Origin of the sequence: Pseudomonas machongensis, assembly GCF_034961125.1 — a bacterium.
Taxonomy (GTDB): Bacteria; Pseudomonadota; Gammaproteobacteria; order Pseudomonadales; family Pseudomonadaceae; genus Aquipseudomonas; species Aquipseudomonas machongensis.
The window spans coordinates 37024-62685 of sequence record NZ_JAYFUI010000192.1; the positions used below are offsets into that span (position 1 = coordinate 37024).

Below are 25662 nucleotides of genomic sequence, written 5' to 3' on the forward strand. Positions count from 1 at the left end.
GATGGGCTCCGCTTGCTTGAGTGGTTGGGCTAGGCGATTTCGCGCCAGTCGAGCCCGTGTTCCTGATTCGCCACCTGGAGCCAGTCCGGATCGCACCCCAAGGTGTCGACGAAGCACTGACGGGCCAGTTGTGGCAGGTTGTTCTTGCTGCTGAGGTGGGCCAGCACCAGGTGTTGCAGGTGCTTCCAGCCCAGCTCGGCCACCAGATTGGCAGCCTGGTGGTTGTTCAGATGTCCTTGGCTGCCGCCGACCCGCTGCTTGAGAAAGTACGGGTAGTGCCCGCGTGCGAGCAGGTCACGGCAGTGATTGGCCTCGATCAATAACGCGTCGAGGCCCTGGTAACGCTCCAGCAGGTACGTATCGTAGCTGCCCAGGTCGGTGAGCATGCCGAAACGCCGGCGCCCGTCACTGATCACGTATTGCAGGGGTTCGAACGCATCGTGCTCGACCCGCGCGGCACTGACCTGCAGGCTGCCGATGTCCAGTACGTCCCCACAACCGAGAAAACCGGCGACCTCCACCGGCTTGCGCATGCCGCGCAAGGTCCCTTGGCTGAGGTAGACCGGTACATTGTAGCGCCGCGACAGCAACCCAACGCCATGCACGTGGTCGGCATGTTCGTGGGTCACCAGCACGGCGCTCAGTTGTGCTGCCGATACCCCGAGCAGCGCCAGGCGCCGCTCGGTCTCGCGCAGGGAGAACCCGCAATCGACCAGGACGAAGGTATCGTCACTGGCGATCAGCGTGCCATTTCCCTGGCTACCGCTTCCCAGTACCGCGAAGCGCACTTAGCCCAGACGGTCCTGGATCGCGCTCAGCACGCGGCGGGCCACATCGGCCGGGGCCACGGTGTTGATGTTCTTCTCGACGGTAACCTGGACCGACTCGCCCACCTTGCTCAAGCGAACCTGGTAGCGCTCGGCACGTGCCTCACGCTCTTCCTTGCTCGGCGCGCTGCCGAACAGGCGGCTGAAGAAGCCCGGCTCGTTCTGCTTGTCCTCGGGTTTCTCGGACAGGTTGATGTAGTACAGGCCCAGGCTGCGGTTGATGTCCTCGACACGCCATTCGCCCTGCTCCAGGGCGCGGCCTACGCCAGACCAGGCGCGGTCCAGATCCGAGCCCAGGAACAGCACCGGGTTGCCGCTGCCGTCCTCGCTCAGGCTGACCTGGCTTGGGGCGTCGAAGTCGCGCGCCGCGAGCAGCGACACCGAACCGCCCTTCTCGGCGCTGCGGTTCATGCTGGCCAGCAGCTCGTCGACCAGCAATGCGTCGACGCCGGTGTTGCTCGACGTGCTCGGGAAGCCAGGCTCGGCGGTGCTGCCGGCCGGACGCTCGACGCTGACCACGTACACCTCGGAGGTGTTGCGCTGCACGCCGGGCTCCATGCGCACACGGACGCGCACTTCGCTGTCCGGGCTGCTGGAGGTGCTGGCCAGGCGCTGGCCGAGCGAGGCAGACAGCTCATCGAAGCGCTGCCAGGTGGTGTTGAACTCACCCGTCTGCGGACGCTCTTCGGCGATGCGGAAACCATTGTCTTCAAAGTACTGGCGCGCGACCGGCCAGACTTCGGCCGGCGAGCGCTGGGCCAGCACCCAACGGTTGGCACCGCTGCGCTGCAGGGTGAAATCGCTGACGTCGGCGCTGGCCGACAGCGGCTGCGGACGCGGCACTTCGAACTCGCCGGTGGCGTTGTCGTCGGCCACGTTGCGCGGGATCGGCAGCAGCGGATCCAGACGCTTGACGTTGGCGGCGTCCGGCGGCAGTTGCATCGGCGCAGTCGGGTGCGCCTGCAGGTAATCGCTGCCGCGGTCGCGGAAATAGCCATCCTCGCCCCACAGCCAGCCGCACCCGCTGGTGCTGGAGATGATCAGGGCGAGCGCGGAAAGACCAGCCAGTCGCTTCATGCGGTGTACTTCCTCGATTAAACCAGTACGCCGGACTGGCGCAAGGCAGTACGGACTTTTTCGTGACAGCCTTCGCTCAGCCAGGTCAGCGGCAGGCGAATGCCCTTGTGCATCAGGCCCATTTCCACCAGCGCCCACTTCACAGGGATCGGGTTGGCTTCGCAGAACAGGTCTTTGTGCAGCGGCATGAGTTTTTCGTTGATCGCGCGGGCCTTCTCGGCATTGCCCTCAAGGGCGGCCTCGCACAGATCGGCCATTTCGCGCGGGGCGACGTTGGCAGTGACGGAAATGTTGCCCTTGCCGCCCATCAGGATCAGCTCGACGGCCGTCGGGTCGTCGCCGGACATGACGATGAAGTCGCTGTCGACGCCCTCGATGATGGCCTTGGCACGGGCCAGGTCGCCGGTGGCTTCCTTGATGCCGATGATGTTCTTGACCTTCGACAGGCGGATCACGGTCTCGGCCTGCATGTCGCAGGAGGTGCGGCCGGGCACGTTATAGAGGATCTGCGGGATGTCGACGGCTTCGGCGATGTGCTTGAAGTGCTGGTACAGGCCTTCTTGCGTCGGCTTGTTGTAGTACGGCACCACCAGCAGGCAGGCGTCGGCGCCGGCGTTCTTGGCGTTCTGCGTCAGGTGCACGGCTTCGGCGGTGGAGTTGGCGCCGGTGCCGGCGATCACCGGGATGCGGCGGGCGCTGCGCTTGACGCGCTCGACCACGTGCTTGATGACCAGGATGTGCTCTTCGACGTCAAGCGTGGCGGATTCGCCAGTGGTGCCGACCGCTACGATCGCGTGGGTGCCCTTTTCCAGGTGGAAGTCGACCAGTTTATCGAGGCTGTCCCAATCCAGACGCCCTTGTGCATCCATGGGTGTGACCAATGCCACCATACTGCCCGCGATCATGAAACTGCTCCTGCCGGAAAAAGAGAGCGGTAATGGTACTGGCGCCATCGACCTTGCACAAGCGAAGCTGGCGGGCGGAGCATTCCCCTCGGCCTCGCTTTTCGCTACCCTTGATTCTTTGATCGGCGCAGTGCGGCCCGCCGGGCCGTCGACAGTGCTCCACGCCTGTACTTCGTCACCCTCCAGAGGGCTGCGAATGCGGGTGACAGGGAGGCCAGCTCTCGTCCTTCGCCGACCGCTCATCGCTTTAGGAATGCTGCATGTCCACCGCCCCCCGCGAACAATTCCTCGTCATCAGTGCCTTGGGCCCCAATCCCATGGAGCTTGCCAACGTCCTCAGCCGCGCGGCCTTCGAAAACCGCTGCGCGGTCGTCACCTCGCGCCTGTCGCGCCACGGCGAAACCAGCGCCCTGGTACTGCAGGTCGGTGGCAGCTGGGATGCCCTGGCCCGTCTTGAGACCACCCTGCCCGGCCTTGGCAAGAAGCACGGCCTGACCCTCGATGTGGTGCGCAGCGCCGAGCAGGAGGTTCGCCCACAGGCCCTGCCCTATGTGGCCTACGTCAGCGCCGCTTATCGCCCGGACATCATCAACGAGCTGTGCCAGTTCTTCCTCGACCACCGCGTCGAGCTCGACGGGATGACCTGCGACACCTACCTCGCCCCGCAGACTGGCAGCAGCATGCTCAACGCCCAGTTCACCGTGATCCTGCCGGCCGGCACCCAGATCAGCTGGCTGCGCGACCAGTTCCTGGATTTCGCCGACGCCCTGAACCTGGACGCCCTGATCGAACCCTGGCGCCCACAGAACCCTGTCTAAGGAGCTCCCATGGCCGTTGCCATCGACCAACCCGTTGCCGACTTCCAGGCCCAGGCCACCAGCGGCCAGACCATCAGCCTGTCCGCGCTCAAGGGTCAGCAGGTGGTGCTGTACTTCTACCCGAAGGACAGCACGCCGGGCTGCACCACCCAGGGCCAGGGTTTCCGTGACCAGCACGAAGCCTTCAAGGCTGCCAACACCGTGGTGCTGGGCGTCTCGCGTGACGGCATCAAGTCGCACGAAAACTTCAAGGCCAAGCAGGGCTTCACCTTCGAGCTGATCAGCGACAAGGACGAGGCGCTGTGCCAGCTGTTCGACGTGATCAAGCTGAAGAAGCTGTATGGCAAGGAATACCTGGGCGTGGACCGCAGCACCTTCCTGATCGACAAGGACGGTGTGCTGCGCCAGGAATGGCGCGGGGTGAAGGTGCCCGGGCATGTGGATGCGGTGCTGGCGGCAGCGCAGGCCCTGAACAAGGCCTGATATCGCCTTGGATTGCTTCGCGGGCAAGTTCGGCGTTCCGACTTGCCCGCGAAGAAGAACGCTACGCCCCTACAGCAGTGGCGCCACCGTAGGCTCCTGCCTCGGCCAGGCATCGAGCACCGCCTTGAACAGCGTCGCCAGGGGAATGGCGAAGAAGATCCCCCAGAACCCCCACAGCCCACCGAACAGCAGCACCGCGCAGATGATTGCCACCGGGTGCAGGCTTACCGCCTCCGAGAACAGCAGCGGCACCAACACGTTGCCATCCAGCGCCTGGATGATCGCGTACACCGCCATCAGGTAGATGAACTGATCACCCCAGCCCCACTGGAACAGCGCGATCAGGGTCACCGGCACGGTCACCACCACCGCCCCCACGTAGGGCACCACCACCGACAACCCCACCAGCAGCGCCAGCAAGGCCGCATAGTTGAGCCCCAGGCTGATGAAAGCGATATAGGTGGCGATCCCACAGATCAGGATCTCGATGCCCTTGCCGCGGATGTAGTTGGCGATCTGCCGATTCATCTCGTCGCCCACGCGGGTCAGCAACCTGCGTTCGCGCGGCAGGTAGCCGCTGACCCAACGGGCGATCATCTCGCGGTCCTTGAGGAAGAAGAACACCAGGATCGGCACCAGCACCAGGTAGATCATCGCGTTGACCAGCAGCGGCAGGCTGGAGAGCGAGAACGTCAGCGCCCACTGGCCGAACTTGCCGATCTCACCGCGCACCGACTCGATGGCGCGCAGCACCTGCTCGTCCGAAACCAGATGCGGATAGCGCTCGGGCAGCAACAACAACAGCGATTGCCATTTGCCAAGCATGCCCGGCAACTCATTGAACAGGGTGATCAACTGGTGCCACAGCAACGGCACCAACACCACCAGGAACACCCCCAGCGCACTCATGAACAGGGCGAACACCAACCACACCGCCATGCGCGTCGGCACCTTGAAGCGCTCCAGGGCGTTGACCAGCCCCTGCATCAGAAACGCCAGGACCATGCCCGCCAGCACCGGCGCGAGCATGCCACCGAGCGTGAGCACCACGGTAAAGGCCAGGAACAGCAGGACCGCCAGCACCACCGCTTCCTCATCGGAAAAGTAGCGCTGCATCCAGTCGCGAAGCACTTTGAACATTGACGATCCTTGGGAAAGAAGACTCAGGCCTTGCGTAGCCAATAGGTGTAGATCCCTGACTCGGCCGTTTCGCGAAGCAGCGTATGACCGGCAAGCTGGGCAAAAGTGCGAAAGTCACGCTGCGAGCCGGCATCGGTGGCCACCACTTTGAGGACCGCGCCGCTGGCCAGGCGATTGAGCTCCATTTTCGCCTTGAGCAGCGGTAGCGGACAGTTCAGTCCGCTGGCGTCGAGCTCAGCATCGCAGGTCGGGGTGTCGATCATCAAAGGTCTCCATGGCGGGCGCAACAAGGTGTTGCAGACGATGTCGGTAGGATACCGCCACTGGTCGCCAAGGTGCGAGCGGGCTACAGTAAGGGTTTTTGATCGACGCGAGCTTCTGCATGAATCTACTGCGCCCCACCCTGCTGACGCTGGCCTGCCTGATGGCCCTTCCTGGCCATGCCGACGACCTGCCGTCGCTGGGGGATGCCAGCTCTGCGATCGTCTCGCCGAAACAGGAGCACGACCTGGGCCGTGCCTGGCTGAGCCTGCTGCGCGGCCAGGTCAACCAGCTCAATGACCCGCAGCTCAAGGACTACGTCGAGACCAGCGTGTACAAACTGGCCGAGACCAGCCAGTTGCAGGACCGACGCCTGGAATTCATCCTGATCGACAGCCGCGAACTCAACGCCTTCGCCGCGCCCGGCGGCATCGTCGGGGTCAACGGCGGCCTGTTCCTCAACGCCCAGACCGAAGGCGAGTACGCCTCGGTGCTGGCCCACGAACTGGCGCACTTGTCGCAACGCCACTTCGCCCGCGGTGTCGAGGCCCAGCAGCGCATGCAACTGCCGATGATGGCGGCGCTGCTGGCCGGTATCGTGCTGGCCGCCGGTGGTGGTGGCGATGCCGGGATCGGCGTGATCGCCGGCACCCAGGCCGCGGCGCTGCAAGAGCAACGGCGCTTCTCGCGGCAGAACGAGCAGGAGGCCGACCGCATCGGCATCCTCAACCTGGAAAAGGCCGGCTACGACCCGCGCAACATGCCGAGCATGTTCGAACGCCTGGCCCGCCAGTATCGCTATGACGCCAAGCCGCCGGAATTCCTGCTGACTCACCCGGTCACCGAATCGCGTATCGCCGACACCCGCAACCGCGCAGAACAGGCGCCCAAGGGCGGTGTCGAGGACAGCCTGCGCTACCAACTGATCCGTGCCCGTGTTGCCCTCACCTACGAAGGCACACCTGGCCTTGCCGCCAAGCGTTTCCGTGCCCAGCTCGACGAAAACCCCAACATTGACGCAGCCCGCTACGGCCTGGCCCTGGCGCAGATCAAGGGTGGCCAGTTGAACGAGGCACGGGAAAACCTCAAGCCGCTGCTGGCCAAGGCGCCCAACGACATCACCTACAACCTGGCGCAGATCGACCTGGACATCACCAACAACCGCCTGGCCGATGCCCAGCAGCGAGTCACCCGCATGCAGGGGCTGTATCCGGGCAACTACCCGCTCAAGCAGGTGAGCGCCGACCTGCTGGTCAAGCAGAGCAAGCCGGCCGAGGCGGAAAAGGTGCTGGACGACCTGGTGAAAAACCGGCCAGACGATCCGGATGTCTGGTATGAGGTGGCCGAGGTGCGCGGCCTGTCGGGCAACACGATTGGCCTGCACCGGGCACGAGCGGAGTACTTCACGCTGGTGGGTGATTTCGACCAGGCGATCCAGCAGTTGGACTACGCCAAGCGCCGGGCGGGAAGCAACTTCCCACTGGCGTCGCAGATCGACCAGCGCCAGCGGGAGATCATGGAGCAGCAGCGGATGGTCAAGGACATGATGCGCTGATATGGACAGGGGCCGCTGCGCGCCCCAATCGCGGGACAAGCCCGCTCCCACAGCGAGCGAGGGCATCACTCACTGAGGGAGCGGCGGTCTGGCGTCAGGCGTTGCCGGAGAGCTTGAGACGCGCCGCCTGGGTAAAGTCCAGCATCCGGTTCAGTGGCTTGATCGCACGCGGAATCAGCGCCGGCTCGACGAAGATTTCATTGCTGCCCTTGCGCAGGCAATCCAGCGTGCGCTCCAGCGTGTTCATCGCCATCCACGGGCAGTGCGCGCAACTGCGGCAGGCGGCGCCATTGCCGGCGGTCGGCGCTTCGATGAATACCTTGTCCGGACACAGCTGCTGCATCTTGTAGAAGATGCCGCGGTCGGTGGCGACGATGAAGGTCTTGTTGGGCAGCGTCTGCGCAGCCTTGATCAGCTGGCTGGTCGAACCCACGGCATCGGCCAGGTCGATCACCGACTCCGGCGACTCCGGGTGCACCAGGATCGCGGCATCCGGATACAGCGCCTTCATGTCGGCCAACTGGCGCGACTTGAACTCTTCGTGAACGATGCAGGCACCATCCCACAGCAACATGTCGGCGCCGGTTTTCTTCTGGATGTAACGGCCCAGGTGCTGGTCCGGGCCCCAGATGATGGTCTCACCGTTATCCATCAGGGTCTCGACGATCTCCAGCGCGCAGCTGGAGGTCACCACCCAGTCGGCGCGCGCCTTTACCGCTGCCGAGGTGTTGGCGTAAACCACCACGGTACGCTCCGGGTGCTGGTCGCAGAACGCCGAGAACTCCTCTACCGGGCAGCCCAGGTCAAGGGAGCAGGTAGCTTCCAGGGTCGGCATCAGGATGCGCTTTTCCGGGGTAAGGATCTTCGCGGTCTCGCCCATGAAACGCACACCAGCGACCACCACGGTGTCAGCCGGATGGTTCTTGCCGAAGCGGGCCATTTCGAGAGAGTCGGAAACGCAACCACCGGTCTCCTCGGCCAGGGCCTGGATCACCGGATCGCAGTAGAAGTGGGCAACCAGAACCGCGTTCTGTGCCTTGAGCTCGGCAGCGATGGCCGCACGGTAATCGGCCTCCTGCGAGGGCGTCAGCGGATGGGGCTGCTTGGCGTCAAGGTGGGCTTGAACCAGGAGACGTTCGGAAATCTGGGTCATGATCGCTGGACCTGCGTGCGCGTCAGTCGAGTGTACCACCCGGCCCTGGCAGATCGGCTAATGGTGCCGGATGGCCGGCAGTGGCGGGCCATCGCGGCCCATCTGCGGGCGCGGGTTATTATCGGACGGCGAAGGCTACAGGCAATCGGGGGAATGCAAAAGGGTTTTTGAAAGGGATGGGGCGTTCACGGAAGAACCCGTTCCCACAGGTGCATTGGCACTGCAGAAACGGGCCTACCCGCAAAGCCGTTTCGGGAATCGTCAGCCCTGCGGCGACAAGGCTGCCAGGTGCATGCTCATCAGCATGGCAAACTCTTCGACAGTCATCTTCTTGCCGTTGAAGTCGACCATCCCATCGGCATAGTTCAGCTTCGACACGATATCGTTGCCCTCTTCCAGTGCCATCCCACTCTGCAGCGCCATCACGCCGAACATGTTGCCTGCCTGACCGGCTTGCTGGGCAATGGCCTGAGGATCATTCTGGCCATCGAGCAACGCTTGCAACGTCACCAGATCCACGACCATTGGCTTGGACACCGACAGCTTGCCCTGCAGGCGTGTGATCAGCTGCTTGGCGAACTGGTCCGGCGGCAGGTCGAAGGAGGTCGGATTGGCGAAGTCCAGCGACAGGTTGAAGTGGCTCTGGCCATTGGCCGTCTTGAACGACAGGTCTTCCACCGCCAGTTGCGGCTTGTCGGCCAGCAATTTCTGCAGGTCGCCCTGGACCTTGGCGGTCTCCTCCGGGCTCATGTTCAGCGACGGCACCGCCTCGCCACGGGCAGCGGCCTCCTGCAGCTCGGGCGCCTTGGTCTGGTACCACTCCAGCAGTGCCTGAGTGGCTGGCATGTTCACCGACTTCATGCTCAGCACCATCTGCCCGCTGCCCACTGCGCGACCGGCGTAGGTGATGTCGGACACCTTGTACTCCAGGCGCCCACCCAGCTTGTCCTGGCCCTCGGCGCTGTACAGACTGTTCTGCTCCAGCCCCTTGAGCACCAGCACGTCCTGCTTCGGTCCGAGCGTGGCTTGCAGATCGGCCAGCAGCAGGTTCAGGTGGCCGACATAGATCATGTCGTGGCCGGTACTGGTCAGCTCGCCACCGATCTTGAAGCCGTTGAACTGCAACTTGACCGGTGGATGATCATCACCGACCAGGGTCATGTCCAGGCGCTCGGCATTGCCGTGGATTTCCACCGCCTTGCCTTCACGATCCCCTTTGAGCACCAGTCGCATGCCCGCGAAGTCGAGGACATTGCCATCACCTTCGTCCAGCTTCACCGGCGCCAGCCGGATGTCGCTCTCGACGCCACCGCCATAGCCCAGGCTGACCTGGCCAACCACCGGCGACTTGTCGCCTGCAGCGGCAAACCACGATGCGGTGCCGTCATCCTTCTGCAACTGGCTGTTGCTGACCGCCATCACCGGCAGCAGCTTGAGCGCCTTGACCCGCGACCAAGGGAAAGGGCCATGCTCGATATGGTCGATCACACCGACCTCGAAGCTCACCGGCTCACCCTCGCCGAGGCGCAGGTCGTTGGCCTTGAGCCGGTACTGCGCGTCGCTGGTGAACAGGTGCTGGTCAAGCGAGACCAACTCGATGGTCATGGTGCCACCCGTACCGACCAGCGCCTTCTGCAACTCCGCGTTGCCGCGGGCGATGGACTGCTCCAGCTCCGTCGGCAGCTGTTTGCCGGTGTACCAGGCGCCGGCAGTGGTGACGACGGCGATGGCGACGGCCAGGCCGGAAAGGATGCCTACTGATTTCTTCATGAATAGAACCGATTGCTGTCCATAGGGCTGATGGTGGCGCGAAGCACGCGACCGGGGGTGCCAAGCGTAGCACTGTCGCTTGCCGGCCGCGGTGTTCGCCCGGGAGATTTTCCTGCACTTGCGACGCGTCCTACAACTGCCGACGGGTGGCAACTGCACAGAGCACATCTGTCCTCACTGATCAAACCGCCACAAGAGGCATGACCCACGACAAAGATCGTAAAATTTTACGAACACCAAAATCTGGTTTTTACTGTGAAAATCATATAACAGGGTTAAAGAGTGGATAAAAAGCCGATAAAAACCTGAAAACCTATCACTCTGTCATGTTTAACTTGACACCCAACCGTCCAATCGTCTTTTATTTTCCCCACCTTGCTCCGCGTCCTACACACCAAAAAAAGACCGCGCCGCCATCATGCCTGTCCGCCCCTGCCCCCAGGCGCCGCCGTTTCGCCGGCCTCGCCCGTACTGACTCACGCGCCCACGCGCGAACCTTCGCTCCGCTATAAAAGGTGAACAACATGGAGCTCATCCGCCCGACCTTGCCGTGCCCGTCGCCCGCCTCGCCCCGTCATCGCCGGGAGTGCCAGCATGCAGCCTGAGCACCCTGCCAGCCGTCACGAGCAGTTTCGCAAGTCCCTGCGCCTCTGGCAGGTAGTGATCATCGGCCTGGCGTACATCGCGCCAATGACCGTCTTCGACACCTTCGGCATCGTCTCCGGCATCACCGCCGGTCACGTGCCCAGCGCCTACATCCTGGCCCTGCTGGGCATCCTGTTCACCGCCGTGAGCTACGGCACGCTGGTGCGGCGTTTCCCGGAGTCGGGATCGGCCTACACCTACACGCAACGTGCGATCAATCCACATGTAGGTTTCCTGGTCGGCTGGTCGTCGCTGCTCGACTACCTGTTGCTGCCGATGGTCAACGCCCTGTTGGCCAAGCTGTACCTGTCGGCGATGTTCCCCGAGGTGCCGGCATGGGTGTGGGTGGTGGCCTTCGTCACCCTGATCAGCCTGGTCAACATGCGCAGCATCAACCTGGTGGCCAACTTCAATACCCTGTTCGTGGCGGTGCAGATCGCGATCATGGCCGTGTTCGTCTACCTCTGCGTGCGCGGCCTGCACCAGGGCGAAGGGTTGGGCACGGCCTGGACGCTGACACCGTTCGCCGATGAACAGACGCAGTTCAGTGCACTGGTCGCCGGCGCAACCATCCTGTGTTTCTCGTTCCTGGGCTTCGACGCCGTCACCTGCCTGTCAGAAGAAACCCGCGACCCGGCGCGCACCATCCCGCGTGCGATCTTCCTGATCGCCCTGATCGGCGGCGTGGTGTTCATCGTCATGTCGTTCTTCATCCAGGCGTACTTTCCGACCATGGACCGCTTCCAGGATCATGAAGCGGCCCTGCCGGAAATCGCCCTGTACGTCGGTGGCAAGCTGTTCCAGTCGGTGTTCATCGCCTGCACGGTGATCAACACCATCGCCTCGGGCCTGGCGTCCCAGGCCAGCGTGTCCCGCCTGCTGTTCGTGATGGGACGCGACAAGGTGATCCCGGCCCGCCTGTTCGCCCGTCTGCACCCGCGCTATCGCACCCCGGTGCTGAACATCGTGGTGGTGGGTGTGGTCGCCCTGTCGGCGATCTTCTTCGACCTCGTGACCGCCACCTCGGTGATCAACTTCGGCGCACTGATGGCCTTCAGCTTCGTCAACCTGTCGGTCATCAACCATTGCTACGTTCGCGAGCGGCGCAACAAGGGCCTGACCAACAACCTCAAGTATCTGGTGCTGCCGACGATAGGCTTTTGCATCATCGCCGTACTGTGGATCGACCTGGACGAGCATTCGCTGGCGTTCGGCGGCGCCTGGGCATTGTGCGGCGTGCTGTACCTGGCCTGGCAGACCAAGGCGTTCCGCGTCGCCCCGCCAAGCTACGTGGCCGAATGAACCACCCTGCCGACAACGCCCTCGCCTGAACGCGGGCGTTGTCTTGATCGAGAAGGAAACGCTCCATGTCGCTGCGCCGTCTCTCCATCCAGTGGAAAATCACCCTGCTTGCCGGCCTGTGTCTGCTGGCGGTGGTCGCCTTGCTGGTCGCCACTTCGCTGATCCAGTCCCGGCGCAGCGCCGAACAGGTGTTCACTGCCAACACCGAGTTGCTCGACCAGAGCGCGCGGCTACGCCTGCAGGCCCACGCCGAGACCCAGTCGCTGCGCATCCAGCGCTATTTCATGGACGCCTATCAGTACGGCAACGGTTTCGCCCGCCTGGTGCAGGTGCTCAGGGCACGCGGCGGTGACCAATTGCGCAGCGACCTGGTCAAGGAAGCCGGTGCCGCGCTGGCAAGCAACCCCGACCTGATCGGCCTCTACCTGGTATTTCAACCGGACGCTCTGGAGCATCAGGACGCGCGTTTCAGCGGCCAGGCCGAGTTGGGCAGCAACGAGCAAGGGCGCTTCTCGCTGTACTGGTCACGCGAAGGCTCCGGCGAGGTCGCCTCCGAAGCGATGCCCGAATCGATGCTGGCCGACACCCGCGTTGGCGCCAACGGCTCAGCCTACAACCGCTGGCTGACCTGCCCGCTGGAAACGGCCAAGGCCTGTGTGCTCGACCCGTACTTCGACGAAGTCAACGGCCGTCAGGTACTGATGACCAGCATCGCCCTGCCACTGCTGGAAAACGGCAAGGTGATCGGCGTGCTCGGCCTGGACATTGGCCTGGACAACCTGCAGCAACTGAGCCTGGCCGGGCGCCAGGAGCTGTTCGAAGGCCAGGGCCAGGTCAGCATCGTCAGCCCTGTCGGCCTGCTGGCCGGACACAGCCAGGACGCCAGCCAGTTGAGCAAGCCCCTGGAGCAGGCGCTGGGTGAGGCGGTACGCGAACTGCTGGCACCGATGCGTGCCGGCCAGCCGGTCGAGCGCCAGGAAGGCGGGATGCTGCGCGTTGCCCACCCGTTCGCACCGATCCCCGACGCCGCGCCCTGGCAGGTGCTGCTGGAAGTGCCGGAAGCGGTGCTGCGCGCCCCTGCCGTGGCGGTCAACCAGCGCCTGGACGCACACAACCAGCAGGCAAACCTCAGCAGCCTGTTGATCGGCCTGGCCGCCGCCGTGCTCGGCCTGCTGCTGGTGTGGCTGACCGCGCGCGGCGTGACGCGGCCGATCCTTGCCGTGGCCGAGCGCTTGCGCGATATCGCCAGCGGCGAGGGCGATCTGACCCGTCGCCTGGACTACGCCCGCGACGACGAACTGGGCCAACTGACAGGCTGGTTCAACCGCTTCCTCGACAAGCTCCAGCCGGTAATCGCTCAGGTCAAGGCGTCGCTGCACGAAGCACGCGGCACGGCTGACCAGTCGGCCGCCATCGCCAGCCAGACCAGTGCCGGCATGCAGTTGCAGCATCGCGAGATCGAGCAGGTGGCCACCGCCGCCAACGAGATGAGCGCCACGGCACAGGATGTCGCCCACAACGCCTCGCAGGCCGCCGAAGCCGCGCGCGGCGCCGACCAGGCCAGCCAGGAGGGCCTGCAACTGATCGCCAGCACCCGCCAGACCATCGCCAACCTGGCCGCGGGCATGGATGCGGCCATGGACGAAGCCCGTTCACTGGCCGGACGCAGTGAGCAGATCGGCTCTGTACTGGAGGTGATCCGTGCGATTGCCGAGCAGACCAACCTGCTGGCGCTCAATGCCGCCATCGAGGCTGCACGTGCGGGCGAAGCCGGGCGCGGGTTTGCCGTGGTCGCCGACGAAGTGCGCAACCTGGCCCAGCGCACCCAGGTATCGGTGGAGGAGATCCGCGTGGTGATCGAAGGCTTGCAGCAAGGCACGCGCGACGTGGTCGATGCCATGCAGGCCGGCCAACGCCAGGCCCAGGACAATGCCCAGCGCATGGACCAGGCGCTGCCAGCGCTGCAACGGATCGGCGAGGCGGTGGCGGTGATCAGCGACATGAACCTGCAGATCGCCTCGGCGGCCGAGGAACAGAGCGCGGTGGCCGAAGAGGTGAACCGCAACGTGGCGGGCATTCGCGATGTGACCGAGTCGTTGTCAGGGCAGGCCGAAGAGTCGGCGCGGATCAGCCAGGCGCTCAACCGGCTGGCCAATCAACAGCAGGCGCTGATGGAGCAGTTCAGGACCTGATCAGCGCTACTGCGGTGTTCACTCCCCAAACACTCGCGAAGGATGCCGCAAGGTCGGGTCGAACGGATTGATCCTCGGCCCGATCGCCGCCGTTTCGCGCTTGAGCAACTCGACCACCATCGGCAGGCGCTCCGGCCCCAGCCGGTCGCTGATGGTCGCCACACTCAACGCCGCCACGGCATGGCCATTGCCATCGAGGATCGGCACCGCCAGCCCGGCCATGCCTGGCAACACGCCGGTGTTGCGCGCGGCATACCCCTGGCGCCGCACGTTCTCCACCTCCGCGCGCAGGAACACCTCGTCGTACAGGTGGAAATCCCGTAGCCGCGGCAGGTTGTTGCGAATCACCGCCTCGCGCTCCTCCTCCGGCAGGAACGCCAGGATCGCCAGGCTCCCCTGCCCCACGCCCAGCGCCACACGCCCACCGATATCGCCGGTGAAGGTACGGATCGGATACGGCCCTTCGCTGCGATCCAGGCACACTGCATCGAAGCCGCTGCGCGCCAGCAGAAACAGCGAGTCACCCAGCGAAGCCGACAGGCGCAGCAAGCTGGGTCGCACCAGATCGCGCAGATTACCGCTGTTGCCTGCCCGCGCCGCCAGGGCAAAGAACGCCAGGCTCAGACGATAACGCTTGCTGCGTGCCTCCTGCTCGACCATGCCTTCATCCACCAGGCTGCGCACCAGACGGTGCACGGTCGGCTGAGACAGGCCTACCTGCTCGGCCAGCTCGATCACCCGCATGCCCTCCACCGGCGCCTCGCCCAACACCCTCAACACCGCGAACAAACGCGAGACCACACTGACGCCTGGCTCTTCCTGATTTCGTTTATCGGAATTCAATTTGTTCTTCTCCTTATCTGAATTTCACTGAACGAATAAAACTGAAAATAGTGCTCGACTCAGTGAAATTCGCCATTGAGGCCATCCTAGGCTTGCGCCTACTCTGCGTCCACCGGGACAAATCGAACAACACACCGGTGGCCTCGTGAGTATTCATCGGTCCTCGATTTGCCTCCTTGCATCTGCCCCAACAACAAGCGTGCCCGACACGCGACAAAAGACAGGTGGAACGCAGTCATGGCCTTTCTGCAGCTGGACAATCTTTGCAAACGCTACGGCGCGATCGACGCCGTGGTCGCCACCAACCTCGCCATCGAACAAGGCGAGTTCGTTTCCTTGCTCGGGCCTTCAGGCTGCGGCAAGACCACCACCCTGCAGATGATCGCCGGCTTCGTCGACGTCAGCAGCGGCCGCATCCTGCTCGACGGACGCGACATCACCCACACCAAGCCCAGCAGTCGTGGCCTGGGCGTGGTGTTCCAGAGTTACGCCCTGTTCCCGCACATGACCGTGGCCGACAACGTCGCCTTCGGCCTGCGCATGCGCAAGCAGCCTGAAGCCGAGATTCGCCGCAAGGTGACCGAGGTACTGACACTGGTGCGCCTGGACCGGCACGCCGAACGCTACCCACGCGAACTGTCCGGTGGCCAGCGCCAGCGCGTGGCCCTGGCCCGGGCGCTGGTGATCGAGCCACCGGTGCTGCTGCTCGACGAGCCACTGTCGAACCTCGACGCCAACCTGCGCGAGGAGATGCAGTTCGAGATCCGCAGGATCCAGAGCGAAGTCGGCATCACCACGCTGATGGTCACCCACGACCAGGCCGAAGCCCTGTCGATCAGCGACCGCGTGGTGGTGATGCAGGCCGGACGTGTCACCCAGGTCGACGAGCCATATCGCCTCTACGAACACCCGCGCACCCGCTTCATCTCCGACTTCGTCGGCAAGGCCAACCTGTTGCCCGGCGAGCTGGACGGCGCAGGCCTGCCGCAGGTGCACCACTGCCGCGACGCCAGCCTGACCCTGAGCCTGCGCCCGGAAAAGATCGACCTGCTCGACAACGGCGTCGGTCGCCTGCAAGGCCGCATCCTGACCCGCTACTTCCTTGGCAGCCAATGGCTGTACCGCATCGGCACACCGCTGGGCGAGCTGACCGTGGTGCGTCGCAACGATGGCAGCGCCCCGCTGGGCGAAGGTGTCGATGTTGGCCTGGACTGGCAGCCCGAGCTGCTGCGGGTGCTCGCTGCCGACGAGGTGAGCGCATGACCAGCGCCGTGCCTGCCCCCGCCACCTGCGCCAGGCAACACCGTGACCTGCGCGGCTACCTGCTGTCGGCACCAGCGCTGGCACTGTTCGCCGCACTGCTGATCGTGCCGCTGCTGCTGACCCTGGTGCTGTCGTTCAATGTGTTCGACTACGAAGTCGGCATCCGTGCCGACCACTGGACCTTCGAGCACTACCTGGCGCTGCTCGGCGACAGCTATTTCCTCGAAATCTTCTGGCGCACCTTCTGGATCAGCGCCCTGGTGACCCTGCTGTGCGTGGTGATCGGTGTACCCGAGGCCTACATCCTCAGCCGCATGGGCAGCCCGTGGCGCTCGATCTTCCTGGTGGTGATCCTCACCCCGCTGCTGATTTCGGTGGTGGTGCGCGCCTTCGGCTGGAGCCTGTTGCTGGGCGCCGATGGGCTGGTCAACCACGCCATCCAGGCCCTGGGTGGCGCGCCGATGAAGTTGTTGTACACCCCGTTCGCGGTGATCGTCGCGCTGGTCCACGTGATGCTGCCGTTCATGATCATCCCGGTCTGGACCAGCCTGCAGAAGCTCGACCCGGCCGCCGAACAGGCCGCGCTGTCACTTGGCGCCAGCCAGGCCAAAGTCATGCGCCTGGTGGTGCTGCCGCAGGTGATGCCAGGGGTGCTGTCCGGCACGCTGATCGTCTTCGGCCTGGCCGCCAGCTCCTTCGCCATCCCCGGCCTGCTCGGCGGGCGGCGACTGAAGATGGTCGCCACGCTGGTCTACGACCAGTACCTGGCCGACCTGAACTGGCCCATGGGCGCGGCCATCGCCATCGCCCTGCTGCTGGTCAACCTGCTGATCATGCTGTCGTGGAACCGCATGATCGAACGCCGCTACAAGAAATCGCTGGGGTAACTCATGTCCAAGAACGGTCCTCTGGCCCTGACCTTCCACAGCCTGGTGGTGGTCTTCATGCTCGCACCGCTGGTGGTGGTGTGCCTGGTGGCATTCACCCCGGAAAACACCTTGAGCCTGCCCACGGCGGGGTTCTCGCTGCGCTGGTTCGAAGCGGTGTTCGAGCGCGCCGACTTCCTCGAAGCCTTCAACAACAGCCTGCAACTGGCGTTTCTTGCCGCCAGCCTGGCGACGCTGATCGCGGTGCCGGCAGGGCTTGCAATCACGCGCCTGCAGTTCCCGGGGCGCGACTTTCTCAACGTGCTGTTCCTGTCGCCGATCATCATTCCGCACCTGGTGCTGGGGGTGGCGCTGCTGCGCCTGTTCGCCCTGCTCGGGGTCAACGGCAGCTTCACCTGGCTGGTGCTGGCGCACACCGTGGTGATCACCCCGTACGTGCTGCGCCTGGTGATCGCCGCCGCCATCGGCGTCGACCGCAGCGCCGAGCAGGCCGCCGAGTCGCTGGGTGCGAGCCGCTTCACGCTGTTTCGCAAGATCACCCTGCCGATGATCCTGCCCGGTATCGCCGGAGGCTGGCTGCTGGCGTTCATCAACAGCTTCGATGAGGTGACCCTGTCGATCTTCGTCACCTCGCCGGCCACCCAGACCCTGCCGGTGAAGATGTACGTCTACGCCACCGAGTCCATCGATCCGATGATGGCTGCGGTGTCGGCCCTGGTGATCGCCCTGACGGCGGTGACCATGATTCTGCTCGACCGGGTCTATGGCCTGGATCGGGTCCTGGTAGGGAAACACTGACATGGCCTTGTTCAAACGCCTCGCCGAGCGCCAGCGCCCGGTGCTGGAATTCACCCTCGACGGCGAGCCGGCCAGTGGCTTGCTCGGCGACACCCTGCTGACCGCCGTGTTGACCAGCGGTGCACACCTGCGCGGCAGCGACTTCAGCGCCGAGCCGCGCGCCGGGTTCTGCCTGATGGGTGCCTGCCAGGATTGCTGGGTGCGGTTGGGTGATGGCCGCCGCGTCCGTGCCTGCGCTACTGCGCTGGAAGCCGGCCAGCATGTGCTGCGCGAACCGGGGCGCCGGCCATGAGCGCCGTGGTGATCGTCGGAGCCGGCCCCGCCGGGATCCGCGCCGCGCAGACGCTGGTGGAGCACGGTGTGCGTCCGGTTCTGATCGACGAAGCCAGCCAGGGCGGCGGGCAGATCTATCGCCGCCAACCGGCCAACTTCACGCGACCGGCGCGCCAGCTCTACGGCTTCGAGGCTCGCAAGGCCAGCGCGCTGCACCAGACCCTCGACCAGCTCGCCGGGCACATCGACTATCGCCCCGCCACCCTGGTGTGGAACGCCGAACACGGCGCCCTGGACACCCTGCGCGACGGCCATGCCGCGCACCTGCCCTACCAGCGCCTGATCATCGCCACTGGCGCCACCGACCGGGTCCTGCCAGTGCCGGGCTGGACGCTGCCTGGGGTCTACACCCTGGGAGCTGCGCAGATCGCGCTCAAGCATCAGGGCTGCGCCATTGGCGAGCGCGTGCTGTTTTGCGGCAGCGGGCCATTGCTTTACCTGGTGGCCTACCAGTACGCCAAGGCCGGCGCCAAGGTACTCGGTGTCCTCGACAGCGCGCCCTTCAGCGCCCAGTGCCGCGCCCTGCCTGAACTGCTGGAGCAACCGGCAACCCTGGGCAAGGGCCTGTACTACCGCGCCTGGCTCAGCGCCCATGGCGTGCCGGTGCACCAAGGCGCGACGCTGGAACGCATCGAAGGCGGGCAACAGGTGCAACGAGCAATATGGCGCAAGGGCGACCAGCTTCATGACACCGAATGCGATGCGCTGGCCTTTGCCCACGCGCTGCGCAGCGAAACGCAGCTGGCTGACCTGCTCGGCTGTGCATTCGACTGGAATACGCTCAACCGCGCCTGGTTGCCGCGCCGCGACGAGGCCGGGCGCAGCAGCCAGCATGATGTCTACCTGGCCGGCGACGGCGCCGGGATCATGGGCGCCGACGCCGCCGAAATGGCCGGCGAACGCGCCGCCCTGGCGCTGCTGCAGGACCTCGGCCAAAGCGTCGATCTCCAGCGCTGCCGCACCCTGGAAAAACGCCTGACACGCATTGGCCGTTTCCGTGAAGGGCTGGAAGCCGCCTTTCCCTTCCCCGAGCGCTGGGCCGAACAGGCAGCGGATGATCTGGTGGTGTGCCGCTGCGAAGAGATCAGCGTCGGCGAGCTGCGCGCCGTGGTCGGCGAAGGCCATTGGGAGATCAACCGGGTCAAGGCTCACTGTCGGGTCGGCATGGGCCGCTGCCAAGGCCGCATGTGCGGCGCGGCAGCTGCGGAAATCATCGCCAGTTGCAGCGGCAAGGCCCTGCACGAGGTCGGCCGCCTGCGCGCCCAGGCACCGATCAAACCCCTGCCCTTCGGCATGGAGCGTGACGCATGAGCCCGTGGATCGACTCGGAGGTGATCGTCATGGGAGCCGGTATCGTCGGCGCCTCGGCGGCGCTTGCCCTGGCCCGGCGTGGCCGTTCGCTGACCTTGCTGGAACGTGGCTTCTGCGGCGCCCAGTCCAGCGGTGTCAACTACGGCGGCGTGCGCCGCCAGGGGCGCAGCCTGGCACAATTGCCATTGTCGCAGCGGGCGCACCAGATCTGGGGCGAACTGCCTGCGCTGATCGGCATCGATGGCGAGTACCTGCGCTCCGGGCACCTGAAACTGGCGCGCAGCGAAGCCGACTTCGTTGCGCTGCAAGCCTATGAAGCGGCCAGCCGCGACCACGGCCTGGACCTGCAACTGCTCGACCGCAGCACCTTGCGTGCCCGTTACCCCTGGGTCGGCGAGATCGCCGTCGGCGCCTCGTACTGCGCCGACGATGGCCACGCCAACCCGCGCCTGGTCTCCCCCGCATTCGCCCGCGCCGCCCGCCAGAGCGGCGCACGGGTCATCGAGCAGGCCGGCGACAGTCGTGTCGAGCACGATGGCCAGCGCTTCATCCTGCACACCCAGAGCGGCCTGCGCCTGCGCGCGCCGTGGCTGCTCAATTGTGCCGGTGCCTGGGCCGCCGACCTGGCTGCGCAGTTCGGCGAGCCGGTGCCGATGGAGTCTGGTCACCCGGCGATGCTGGTTACCGAACCCTTGCCCTGGGTGATGAATGCCAGCACCGGTGTCGAAGGCGGCGGCATCTATGCCCGCCAGGTCGCCCGCGGCAATTGCGTGCTCGGCGGCGGGCGTGGCTTCGCCCTGGACGCCTACCGCGCCCGCCCAGGGCAATCAGCGGTGCTGGCGATCCTGCGCAACGCCGTCGAACTCTACCCGTTTCTGGCCGGTGCCCAGGCGATCCGCACCTGGAGCGGCACCGAAGGCTACCTGCCCGACCACGAGCCGGTGATCGGCGCCAGCACCACCCAAGCGGGGCTGCTGCATGGCTTCGGCTTCGCCGGTGCGGGCTTCCAGATCGGTCCGGCAGTCGGCGAGGCACTGGCCGAACTGGTCTGCGACGGCGCCAGCCGCCAGCCGATCGAGGCATTTTCCATCCGTCGTTTCCAGGTCCGTCACGACCTGGCCTCCAACCACTAAGAGGAAGGTCGCTTTCATGAAGCACGTCAAACGTATTCTCGGCACCGGCTTGTCCTGCCTGTCACTGGCCCTGCTCGCCGCCAGCCCCACGCTGCAGGCCGCCACCCCGACCCTGTACCTGGGCATGAACGGCGGCACCATGGAGCGTACCTACGCCGACAAGGTGCTGCCGGCCTTCGAGCGGGCGAACAACGTCAAGGTGGTGATCGTGCCCGGCACTTCGGCCGACCATTTGGCCAAGGTCCAGGCCAACAGCAAGAAGCCGCAGATGCACGTGGTGATGCTCGACGACGGCATCATGTACCGGGCCATCTCGATGGGGCTGTGCAGCAAGCTGCAGCCCAGCGAGGCCTTGGCGCAGATTCCGCAGAAGGCACGTATCAAGGAAGAAGCCGTAGCTGTCAGCCTCGGGGTCACGGGGCTGGCCTACAACACTCGGCTGTTCGAGAAGAACGGCTGGGCCGCGCCAACCTCGTGGAGCGACCTGCAAGACCCGCGCTTCAAGGACAAGCTGGTGTTCCAGTCGCTGGCCTCCTCGACCTTCGGCCTGCATGGCTTCCTGATGTACAACCGTTTGCAGGGCGGAGATGAAAGCAACGTCGAACCGGGTTTCAAGGCCTGGCCCAAGCAGGTCGGGCCAAACGTGCTGGAGTACATCGCCAGCTCCGCGAAGATCTCCGAGATGGTGCAGACCGACGAAGCCGCGCTGTTCCCGCTGACGCCCACCCAAGTCACCACCCTGCAGGCCAAGGGCATCCCGGTGGCCTACGCCCAACCCAAGGAAGGGGCGGTGGTGCTGAACTTCGCCGAATGCGTGGTGGCCAACAACGACCAGCCGGAACTGGCACAGAAGCTCGCCGCCTACCTGCTGACGCCTGCGGCCCAGGCCCCGGCGCTGGAGGAAGGCGACCAGATTCCGTCCAACCCCACGACCCCGACCACCGAACGCACGCGCGGCCAGGTCGAGGCGATGCAGCAGTACCAGCAGAGCGCCGTGGTGGTGAACTGGGATGAGGTCAACCAGCAGCGCCCGCAGTGGAACGCGCGCTGGAGTCGGTCAATCGAGCGATAGGGCCTCAGCGGCCCTGACGGGCTCTGGCGTAGCCGAGGAAGGCGTCCAGGTCAGCGCTGCTGAGCATGCGCGCCACCTGCTTGACCTCTTCCACCGGCCAGTCCCACCAGGCCGCCTCCAGCAAGGCTTCGCGCACCGGCTCGTCGAAGCGCCAGCGGATGAACTTGCACGGGTTGCCGCCGACCACGGCAAACGGCGGTACATCGCGGGTGACCATCGCCCCGGCGGCAACGATGGCGCCATGACCGATGGTGACTCCGGAAAGGATTACCGCGTTGGTGCAAATCCAGCAGTCGCTGCCGATCACCACGTCGCCCTCGCTGGGGGCGTAATCCTTGATATCTTCCAGGCCGTCGATCATTGCCGGAAAGGGATAGGTGGTCAGCCAGTCGGTTCGATGCTCGCCTCCCAACAGCACCTGAACACCTGCGGCGATGGAGGTGTAATTACCGATGCGCAGGACGGCATCATCACCAAAATCGGTGACCTCGGGGATACCATAACTGCCCACGCCGACCGTGCTACGCGGATAGCGCAGGCGGATCTTCTCCGCCGCACGCTCAAGCTTGTCCATCGCCCGCAGACGCTTGCGTTCACGGCGCTCGGCCAGGTTCCTGAAAAATTTCACGGCAGGCGCTCCTCGATCGGCATCAACGGTGGAACATCAGGCGCTTGATGCGCTTGAGGGTGGTCTTGTTGTAGTGGCGCAGGGGAATGCTGCGCAGCAGATCCCAGGCATAGGCCTTGTCGGCAACCACGGCGTATTTGAGCGCCTTGTGCAACAGCACCGAGCGCCCACGGGCATAACCCGGATACTGCTGGTAGGGCGCGATGGCCTTGAGATCGGCCTCCAGCAGCACCTTGAACTTGCGCGACAGGTTGTTGGGGTGGCGGCGGTAGCGGGTGACGCACACCGGCAGTTCGTGGATCTCGTAACCCTGGGCGGCAATGCGCAAGGTCATCTGGAAATCCTGGACCTTGATGGCCGGATCGTAGAAATCAGCCGCGCGCATCGCCTCCATCCGGTACAGCGAGCCTGGCGCACCGACGACGACGGCGTCACGCAGGATCTCGGCAAAATCGAAGGTCTTGATTTCGGTGCGTTGCTGCACCTTTGTGTCGCGGCCTTCGGTGTCCATGTAGACGATCAACGCACCGACACAACCGACCTTCGGGTGGGCGTCCAGATAGGCGGCGCGGACACTCAGGGAGTTCGGCAGCATGATGTCGTCGAGATCGGGGGTCGAGACATAGACCCCGCGGGCATGCTGCAGACCGGTATTGAGCGCGCCGCTGACCCCTTGGTTGGCCTGGGTCAGCAGGGTGAAATCGTAGGTCGACTGCAACGCGCGCAGCATCTCCACGCTTCGGTCGCTGGAGCCGTCGTCGACGATGATGACTTCGAAGTTCGGGTAGTCCTGGGCAAAGATGCTCGCCAGGGCCGCCTCCAGGTACTTTTCGGCGTTGTAGCAGGGGGCGACGACCGAGATCAACGGCGCCGAAGCCTCCGTGGTGGAAGTACATCCTTGCGTCATCGTACTGGCAAGCCTCTGTGCGCGATGCGTGAGCAGGTCGCAAGGCTCAGCCCTGGACCGTGAAGGCGCACAGTATACGCAAGCCCGCTGCGTTCTCGAAGCGGCCCGCTTCAGCCTTGGGCGCCAGGCTCGGCCAAGCGGTACGCGGCGAGCGCGGCCAGGTAGCTGCCATCGGGGGCACGCCGGCGGAAGTGCTTGTCGAGCCCGGCGAAAATCGCCTCGGCGACCTTGCGCTGATGCCGTGGATCCTGCAGCCGCTGGCAATCCCGGGCATTGGACATGAAGCCAGTTTCCACCAGGATCGAAGGCACGCTGGGCGACTTGAGCACCGCGAAACCGGCCTGCTCCACCCGGGCCTGGTGCAGACCAGCCACGCCTTCGAGCTGGCCCAGCACCGAATGCCCCAGGTCCAGGCTGGTGGAGATGGTCGCGTTCATCGACATGTCCAGCAGCACGCCTGCCACCACAGGATCCTTGGGTGGCTTTTTCAACACGCTGGATACCCCGACGAAATCAGCATCGTTCTCGCGTTGTGCCATCCAGCGCGCCACGGCCGAAGTGGCGCCATGCTCGGACAGGGCGAACACCGAGGCACCGGATGCGGTGCGCCTCGGCGCCGCGTCGGCATGCACGGAAATGAACAGGTCGGCGTTCAGCCGCTGGGCCATTTCGGCACGTTTGCGTAGCGGGATGAACACATCCTGATTGCGCACCAGGCGCGCCTTGAAGCCCTTCTGCGCATCGATGCGCCGCGCCAGCAGGCGGGCGATGGCCAGTGCGACGAGCTTTTCCTGCTCGCCGCCACTGCCGACAGCACCTGGATCCTTGCCGCCGTGACCGGCGTCGATGACGATCAGCAGGTCACGCCCCTGCGGCGGTGCCCTATTCCCGACAGCCTTGCCCGTCGGCACTGCGGCCGCAACTGGCAATCCGCCAAGACGCAGGGCCAGCTGCCGACCGCGGGCGAGCGTCTGCAGCTCGCCGGAAATCCCCGGTGAGCGCAGGTCCAGCACAATGCGCAAGCCGCCGTCTGCAGTCGCTGCACTGCGAATTGCCTTGATTGGCGTGCCCTTGAGGGCCAGTCCATCAAGCGAAGTCGCCAGCCCCGCGCCTTGCAGGTCCAGAACCAGCCGCGGCGGTGCTTCGAGGGTGAAAGTGCGGGCGGGTATCGGGCCACTGAGGTCCAGCAGCAGGGTCGTGCCCTCTGCTGCCTGGCGCAATACTGCGCCGCGAACCTGCTCGGCGGTATTGGCCAGCACCAGGCGGGTGACAGGCAAGGTACAGCCGGCAAACAGCAGCTGCAGGAAGGTGCGTCTGTCCATGGCGGTGGGCACTCGTGTCGACAAAAAGCTGATTACAATAAAAGTTATAACATAACACTTTAAAGTCATTTGCAAGGCTTGCTTGTTGTCACGCGCCCGCGATCTGCACACGCTGGTTGAACCCGGCATGAACCACGGAGACGCAAACGAAAAGCCCGCCATAAGGCGGGCTTTTCGTACAGTAGTTCAATACATGCGAACCGCTGTGAATATGGTGGGTCGTGTAGGATTCGAACCTACGACCAATTGGTTAAAAGCCAACTGCTCTACCAACTGAGCTAACGACCCGTTGGATGGCGCGTATATTACTGATTTCTCAGAGGAAATCAACACTCCATCGAAAATTTCTCAAAAATAGCGTGTCGGATCGGCCACACCTGCGGCCTTGAAGCCTTCTGCCCGCAGGCGGCAGCTGTCGCACTTGCCACAGGCGCGGCCATCATCATCTGCCTGATAGCAGGAAACCGTCAGACTGTAGTCCACCCCACGGGCAATACCGGCCTCGACGATTTGCGCCTTGCTCAGGTTCTGCAGTGGCGCCTGGATGCGGAACCCCTGCCCTTCCACACCCGCCTTGGTAGCCAGGTTGGCCATGCGCTCGAAGGCCTCGACGAACTCCGGGCGACAATCGGGGTAACCCGAATAATCAACAGCGTTGACGCCAATGAAGATGTCACGAGCTTGCAGCACTTCCGCCCAACCCAGCGCCAACGACAGGAATACGGTGTTGCGCGCCGGTACATAAGTGACCGGAATACCCTCGGTAGGTGCTTCAGGCACATCGATGCTGCTGTCAGTGAGGGCCGAACCGCCAATACCATCGAGGTTCAAGCCAATGACCTTGTGCTCGACCACGCCCAGATCGCGAGCCACCCTCGCAGCGGCGTTGAGCTCGGCGCGGTGGCGCTGGCCGTAATCGAAGCTCATGGTGTAGCAACTGTAGCCCTCGGCCTTGGCCATGGCGACCACAGTGGCCGAGTCCAGGCCGCCAGACAGCAGGATTACCGCACGTTTTTCAGTCATGTCATCACTCTCTT

The 25662-nt window shown here is 64.6% G+C and carries 23 protein-coding genes, 1 tRNA gene and 2 pseudogenes; 13 read left to right on the forward strand and 13 right to left on the reverse strand.

Going from position 1 to position 25662, the window contains the following annotated elements; all coding sequences use genetic code 11:
- Positions 1–29 precede the first annotated feature (29 nt).
- The 3 genes from VA602_RS24745 to dapA are packed head-to-tail and all read right to left on the reverse strand — an operon-like array spanning position 30 to position 2809.
- The gene (locus VA602_RS24745) at positions 30–788 is read right to left on the reverse strand and encodes an MBL fold metallo-hydrolase (protein WP_065862224.1); all 759 of its coding nucleotides are present in this window, start codon (positions 786–788) and stop codon (positions 30–32) included.
- Positions 789–1904, reverse strand: coding sequence for an outer membrane protein assembly factor BamC (gene bamC / locus VA602_RS24750; RefSeq protein WP_065862225.1), 1116 nt, complete (start codon positions 1902–1904; stop codon positions 789–791).
- A 17-nt stretch (positions 1905–1921) separates the two neighbouring features.
- The gene (gene dapA, locus VA602_RS24755; protein ID WP_054890966.1) at positions 1922–2809 is read right to left on the reverse strand and encodes a 4-hydroxy-tetrahydrodipicolinate synthase; all 888 of its coding nucleotides are present in this window, start codon (positions 2807–2809) and stop codon (positions 1922–1924) included.
- A gap of 260 nt (positions 2810–3069) precedes the next feature.
- On the opposite strand from dapA, the gene VA602_RS24760 reads away from it, so the two are divergent.
- Together VA602_RS24760 and VA602_RS24765 are read left to right on the forward strand one after the other, a co-directional pair.
- Positions 3070–3627 carry a glycine cleavage system protein R gene (locus tag VA602_RS24760; RefSeq protein ID WP_054890967.1) on the forward strand — a complete coding sequence of 186 codons (558 nt, stop codon included), beginning with the start codon at positions 3070–3072 and terminating at the stop codon, positions 3625–3627.
- 9 nt (positions 3628–3636) lie between these two features.
- A complete protein-coding gene (locus VA602_RS24765; protein WP_054890968.1) occupies positions 3637–4110 on the forward strand; it encodes a peroxiredoxin in 474 nt (157 codons plus the stop codon).
- A gap of 69 nt (positions 4111–4179) precedes the next feature.
- Here VA602_RS24765 and VA602_RS24770 read toward each other — a convergent pair whose 3' ends face one another.
- Together VA602_RS24770 and VA602_RS24775 are read right to left on the reverse strand one after the other, a co-directional pair.
- Positions 4180–5250, reverse strand: coding sequence for an AI-2E family transporter (locus tag VA602_RS24770; RefSeq protein ID WP_323454609.1), 1071 nt, complete (start codon positions 5248–5250; stop codon positions 4180–4182).
- A 23-nt stretch (positions 5251–5273) separates the two neighbouring features.
- Entirely contained in the window at positions 5274–5513 is a 240-nt protein-coding gene (locus tag VA602_RS24775; protein WP_054890970.1) for a sulfurtransferase TusA family protein, read from the reverse strand.
- A 119-nt stretch (positions 5514–5632) separates the two neighbouring features.
- On the opposite strand from VA602_RS24775, the gene VA602_RS24780 reads away from it, so the two are divergent.
- Positions 5633–7066, forward strand: a complete 1434-nt coding sequence (locus VA602_RS24780) for a M48 family metalloprotease (protein ID WP_065862227.1) — start codon at positions 5633–5635, stop codon at positions 7064–7066.
- Positions 7067–7160: 94 nt separating this feature from the next.
- On the opposite strand, the gene nadA is transcribed toward VA602_RS24780, so the two are convergent.
- On the reverse strand, positions 7161–8219 hold the full coding sequence (gene nadA / locus VA602_RS24785) for a quinolinate synthase NadA (protein ID WP_323454610.1): 1059 nt from the start codon (positions 8217–8219) through the stop codon (positions 7161–7163).
- Between the two features lie 261 nt (positions 8220–8480).
- Positions 8481–9989 carry a YdgA family protein gene (locus VA602_RS24790; RefSeq protein WP_323454611.1) on the reverse strand — a complete coding sequence of 503 codons (1509 nt, stop codon included), beginning with the start codon at positions 9987–9989 and terminating at the stop codon, positions 8481–8483.
- A gap of 594 nt (positions 9990–10583) precedes the next feature.
- Between VA602_RS24790 and VA602_RS24795 the strand changes: the two genes are divergently transcribed.
- From VA602_RS24795 to VA602_RS26910, 3 genes and pseudogenes are all read left to right on the forward strand, one after another.
- The gene (locus VA602_RS24795; protein WP_323454612.1) at positions 10584–11936 is read left to right on the forward strand and encodes an APC family permease; all 1353 of its coding nucleotides are present in this window, start codon (positions 10584–10586) and stop codon (positions 11934–11936) included.
- A gap of 284 nt (positions 11937–12220) precedes the next feature.
- A pseudogene (locus VA602_RS26905) lies at positions 12221–13270 on the forward strand (PDC sensor domain-containing protein); the annotation flags it as partial.
- 345 nt (positions 13271–13615) lie between these two features.
- Positions 13616–14128 (forward strand): annotated as a pseudogene (locus VA602_RS26910) (methyl-accepting chemotaxis protein); the annotation flags it as partial.
- Between the two features lie 18 nt (positions 14129–14146).
- Here the strand turns inward: VA602_RS26910 and VA602_RS24805 are convergent.
- The gene (locus tag VA602_RS24805; protein WP_063545865.1) at positions 14147–14971 is read right to left on the reverse strand and encodes an IclR family transcriptional regulator; all 825 of its coding nucleotides are present in this window, start codon (positions 14969–14971) and stop codon (positions 14147–14149) included.
- Positions 14972–15208: 237 nt separating this feature from the next.
- On the opposite strand from VA602_RS24805, the gene VA602_RS24810 reads away from it, so the two are divergent.
- The 7 genes from VA602_RS24810 to VA602_RS24840 are packed head-to-tail and all read left to right on the forward strand — an operon-like array spanning position 15209 to position 21768.
- Positions 15209–16234 (forward strand): ABC transporter ATP-binding protein, encoded by a 1026-nt coding sequence (locus tag VA602_RS24810; RefSeq protein ID WP_323454614.1) that lies wholly within the window; start codon positions 15209–15211, stop codon positions 16232–16234.
- On the forward strand, positions 16231–17121 hold the full coding sequence (locus VA602_RS24815; RefSeq protein ID WP_323454615.1) for an ABC transporter permease: 891 nt from the start codon (positions 16231–16233) through the stop codon (positions 17119–17121). Before VA602_RS24810 ends, VA602_RS24815 begins: the two co-directional genes overlap by 4 nt.
- 3 nt (positions 17122–17124) lie before the next feature.
- Positions 17125–17919, forward strand: coding sequence for an ABC transporter permease (locus VA602_RS24820; RefSeq protein ID WP_054890980.1), 795 nt, complete (start codon positions 17125–17127; stop codon positions 17917–17919).
- Between the two features lies 1 nt (position 17920).
- Positions 17921–18211 (forward strand): (2Fe-2S)-binding protein, encoded by a 291-nt coding sequence (locus VA602_RS24825; protein ID WP_323454616.1) that lies wholly within the window; start codon positions 17921–17923, stop codon positions 18209–18211.
- Complete coding sequence (locus VA602_RS24830; protein ID WP_323454617.1) at positions 18208–19563, forward strand: FAD/NAD(P)-dependent oxidoreductase; 1356 nt, start codon at positions 18208–18210, stop codon at positions 19561–19563. Before VA602_RS24825 ends, VA602_RS24830 begins: the two co-directional genes overlap by 4 nt.
- Positions 19560–20696 carry an NAD(P)/FAD-dependent oxidoreductase gene (locus VA602_RS24835; RefSeq protein ID WP_323454618.1) on the forward strand — a complete coding sequence of 379 codons (1137 nt, stop codon included), beginning with the start codon at positions 19560–19562 and terminating at the stop codon, positions 20694–20696. Before VA602_RS24830 ends, VA602_RS24835 begins: the two co-directional genes overlap by 4 nt.
- A gap of 16 nt (positions 20697–20712) precedes the next feature.
- A complete protein-coding gene (locus VA602_RS24840; RefSeq protein WP_323454619.1) occupies positions 20713–21768 on the forward strand; it encodes an ABC transporter substrate-binding protein in 1056 nt (351 codons plus the stop codon).
- A 4-nt stretch (positions 21769–21772) separates the two neighbouring features.
- Here VA602_RS24840 and VA602_RS24845 read toward each other — a convergent pair whose 3' ends face one another.
- From VA602_RS24845 to queC, 5 genes are all read right to left on the reverse strand, one after another.
- The gene (locus VA602_RS24845) at positions 21773–22342 is read right to left on the reverse strand and encodes a CatB-related O-acetyltransferase (protein ID WP_323454632.1); all 570 of its coding nucleotides are present in this window, start codon (positions 22340–22342) and stop codon (positions 21773–21775) included.
- Positions 22343–22418: 76 nt separating this feature from the next.
- The gene (locus VA602_RS24850; RefSeq protein ID WP_323454620.1) at positions 22419–23303 is read right to left on the reverse strand and encodes a glycosyltransferase family 2 protein; all 885 of its coding nucleotides are present in this window, start codon (positions 23301–23303) and stop codon (positions 22419–22421) included.
- A gap of 110 nt (positions 23304–23413) precedes the next feature.
- A complete protein-coding gene (locus VA602_RS24855) occupies positions 23414–24625 on the reverse strand; it encodes an N-acetylmuramoyl-L-alanine amidase (RefSeq protein ID WP_323454621.1) in 1212 nt (403 codons plus the stop codon).
- Between the two features lie 212 nt (positions 24626–24837).
- Positions 24838–24913: transfer RNA gene (locus VA602_RS24860), tRNA-Lys, on the reverse strand.
- A gap of 60 nt (positions 24914–24973) precedes the next feature.
- Positions 24974–25648: a 7-cyano-7-deazaguanine synthase QueC gene (gene queC / locus VA602_RS24865; protein ID WP_054890991.1), complete on the reverse strand. Its 675-nt coding sequence runs from the start codon at positions 25646–25648 to the stop codon at positions 24974–24976.
- Between the last annotated feature and the right edge of the window lie 14 nt (positions 25649–25662).

Bases quoted from the DNA above. Each gene is read 5' to 3' on its own strand.
- VA602_RS24850 (WP_323454620.1), bottom strand. From the start codon at position 23,303: ATGACGCAAGGATGTACTTCCACCACGGAGGCTTCGGCGCCGTTGATC.
- VA602_RS24775 (WP_054890970.1), bottom strand. From the start codon at position 5,513: ATGATCGACACCCCGACCTGCGATGCTGAGCTCGACGCCAGCGGACTG.
- bamC (WP_065862225.1), bottom strand. From the start codon at position 1,904: ATGAAGCGACTGGCTGGTCTTTCCGCGCTCGCCCTGATCATCTCCAGC.
- VA602_RS24845 (WP_323454632.1), bottom strand. From the start codon at position 22,342: ATGGACAAGCTTGAGCGTGCGGCGGAGAAGATCCGCCTGCGCTATCCG.
- VA602_RS24820 (WP_054890980.1), top strand. From the start codon at position 17,125: ATGTCCAAGAACGGTCCTCTGGCCCTGACCTTCCACAGCCTGGTGGTG.
- VA602_RS24770 (WP_323454609.1), bottom strand. From the start codon at position 5,250: ATGTTCAAAGTGCTTCGCGACTGGATGCAGCGCTACTTTTCCGATGAG.
- VA602_RS24830 (WP_323454617.1), top strand. From the start codon at position 18,208: ATGAGCGCCGTGGTGATCGTCGGAGCCGGCCCCGCCGGGATCCGCGCC.
- VA602_RS24765 (WP_054890968.1), top strand. From the start codon at position 3,637: ATGGCCGTTGCCATCGACCAACCCGTTGCCGACTTCCAGGCCCAGGCC.
- VA602_RS24835 (WP_323454618.1), top strand. From the start codon at position 19,560: ATGAGCCCGTGGATCGACTCGGAGGTGATCGTCATGGGAGCCGGTATC.
- VA602_RS24780 (WP_065862227.1), top strand. From the start codon at position 5,633: ATGAATCTACTGCGCCCCACCCTGCTGACGCTGGCCTGCCTGATGGCC.
- VA602_RS24810 (WP_323454614.1), top strand. From the start codon at position 15,209: ATGGCCTTTCTGCAGCTGGACAATCTTTGCAAACGCTACGGCGCGATC.
- VA602_RS24760 (WP_054890967.1), top strand. From the start codon at position 3,070: ATGTCCACCGCCCCCCGCGAACAATTCCTCGTCATCAGTGCCTTGGGC.
- queC (WP_054890991.1), bottom strand. From the start codon at position 25,648: ATGACTGAAAAACGTGCGGTAATCCTGCTGTCTGGCGGCCTGGACTCG.
- VA602_RS24825 (WP_323454616.1), top strand. From the start codon at position 17,921: ATGGCCTTGTTCAAACGCCTCGCCGAGCGCCAGCGCCCGGTGCTGGAA.
- VA602_RS24790 (WP_323454611.1), bottom strand. From the start codon at position 9,989: ATGAAGAAATCAGTAGGCATCCTTTCCGGCCTGGCCGTCGCCATCGCC.
- VA602_RS24855 (WP_323454621.1), bottom strand. From the start codon at position 24,625: ATGGACAGACGCACCTTCCTGCAGCTGCTGTTTGCCGGCTGTACCTTG.
- VA602_RS24840 (WP_323454619.1), top strand. From the start codon at position 20,713: ATGAAGCACGTCAAACGTATTCTCGGCACCGGCTTGTCCTGCCTGTCA.
- nadA (WP_323454610.1), bottom strand. From the start codon at position 8,219: ATGACCCAGATTTCCGAACGTCTCCTGGTTCAAGCCCACCTTGACGCC.
- VA602_RS24815 (WP_323454615.1), top strand. From the start codon at position 16,231: ATGACCAGCGCCGTGCCTGCCCCCGCCACCTGCGCCAGGCAACACCGT.
- dapA (WP_054890966.1), bottom strand. From the start codon at position 2,809: ATGATCGCGGGCAGTATGGTGGCATTGGTCACACCCATGGATGCACAA.
- VA602_RS24795 (WP_323454612.1), top strand. From the start codon at position 10,584: ATGCAGCCTGAGCACCCTGCCAGCCGTCACGAGCAGTTTCGCAAGTCC.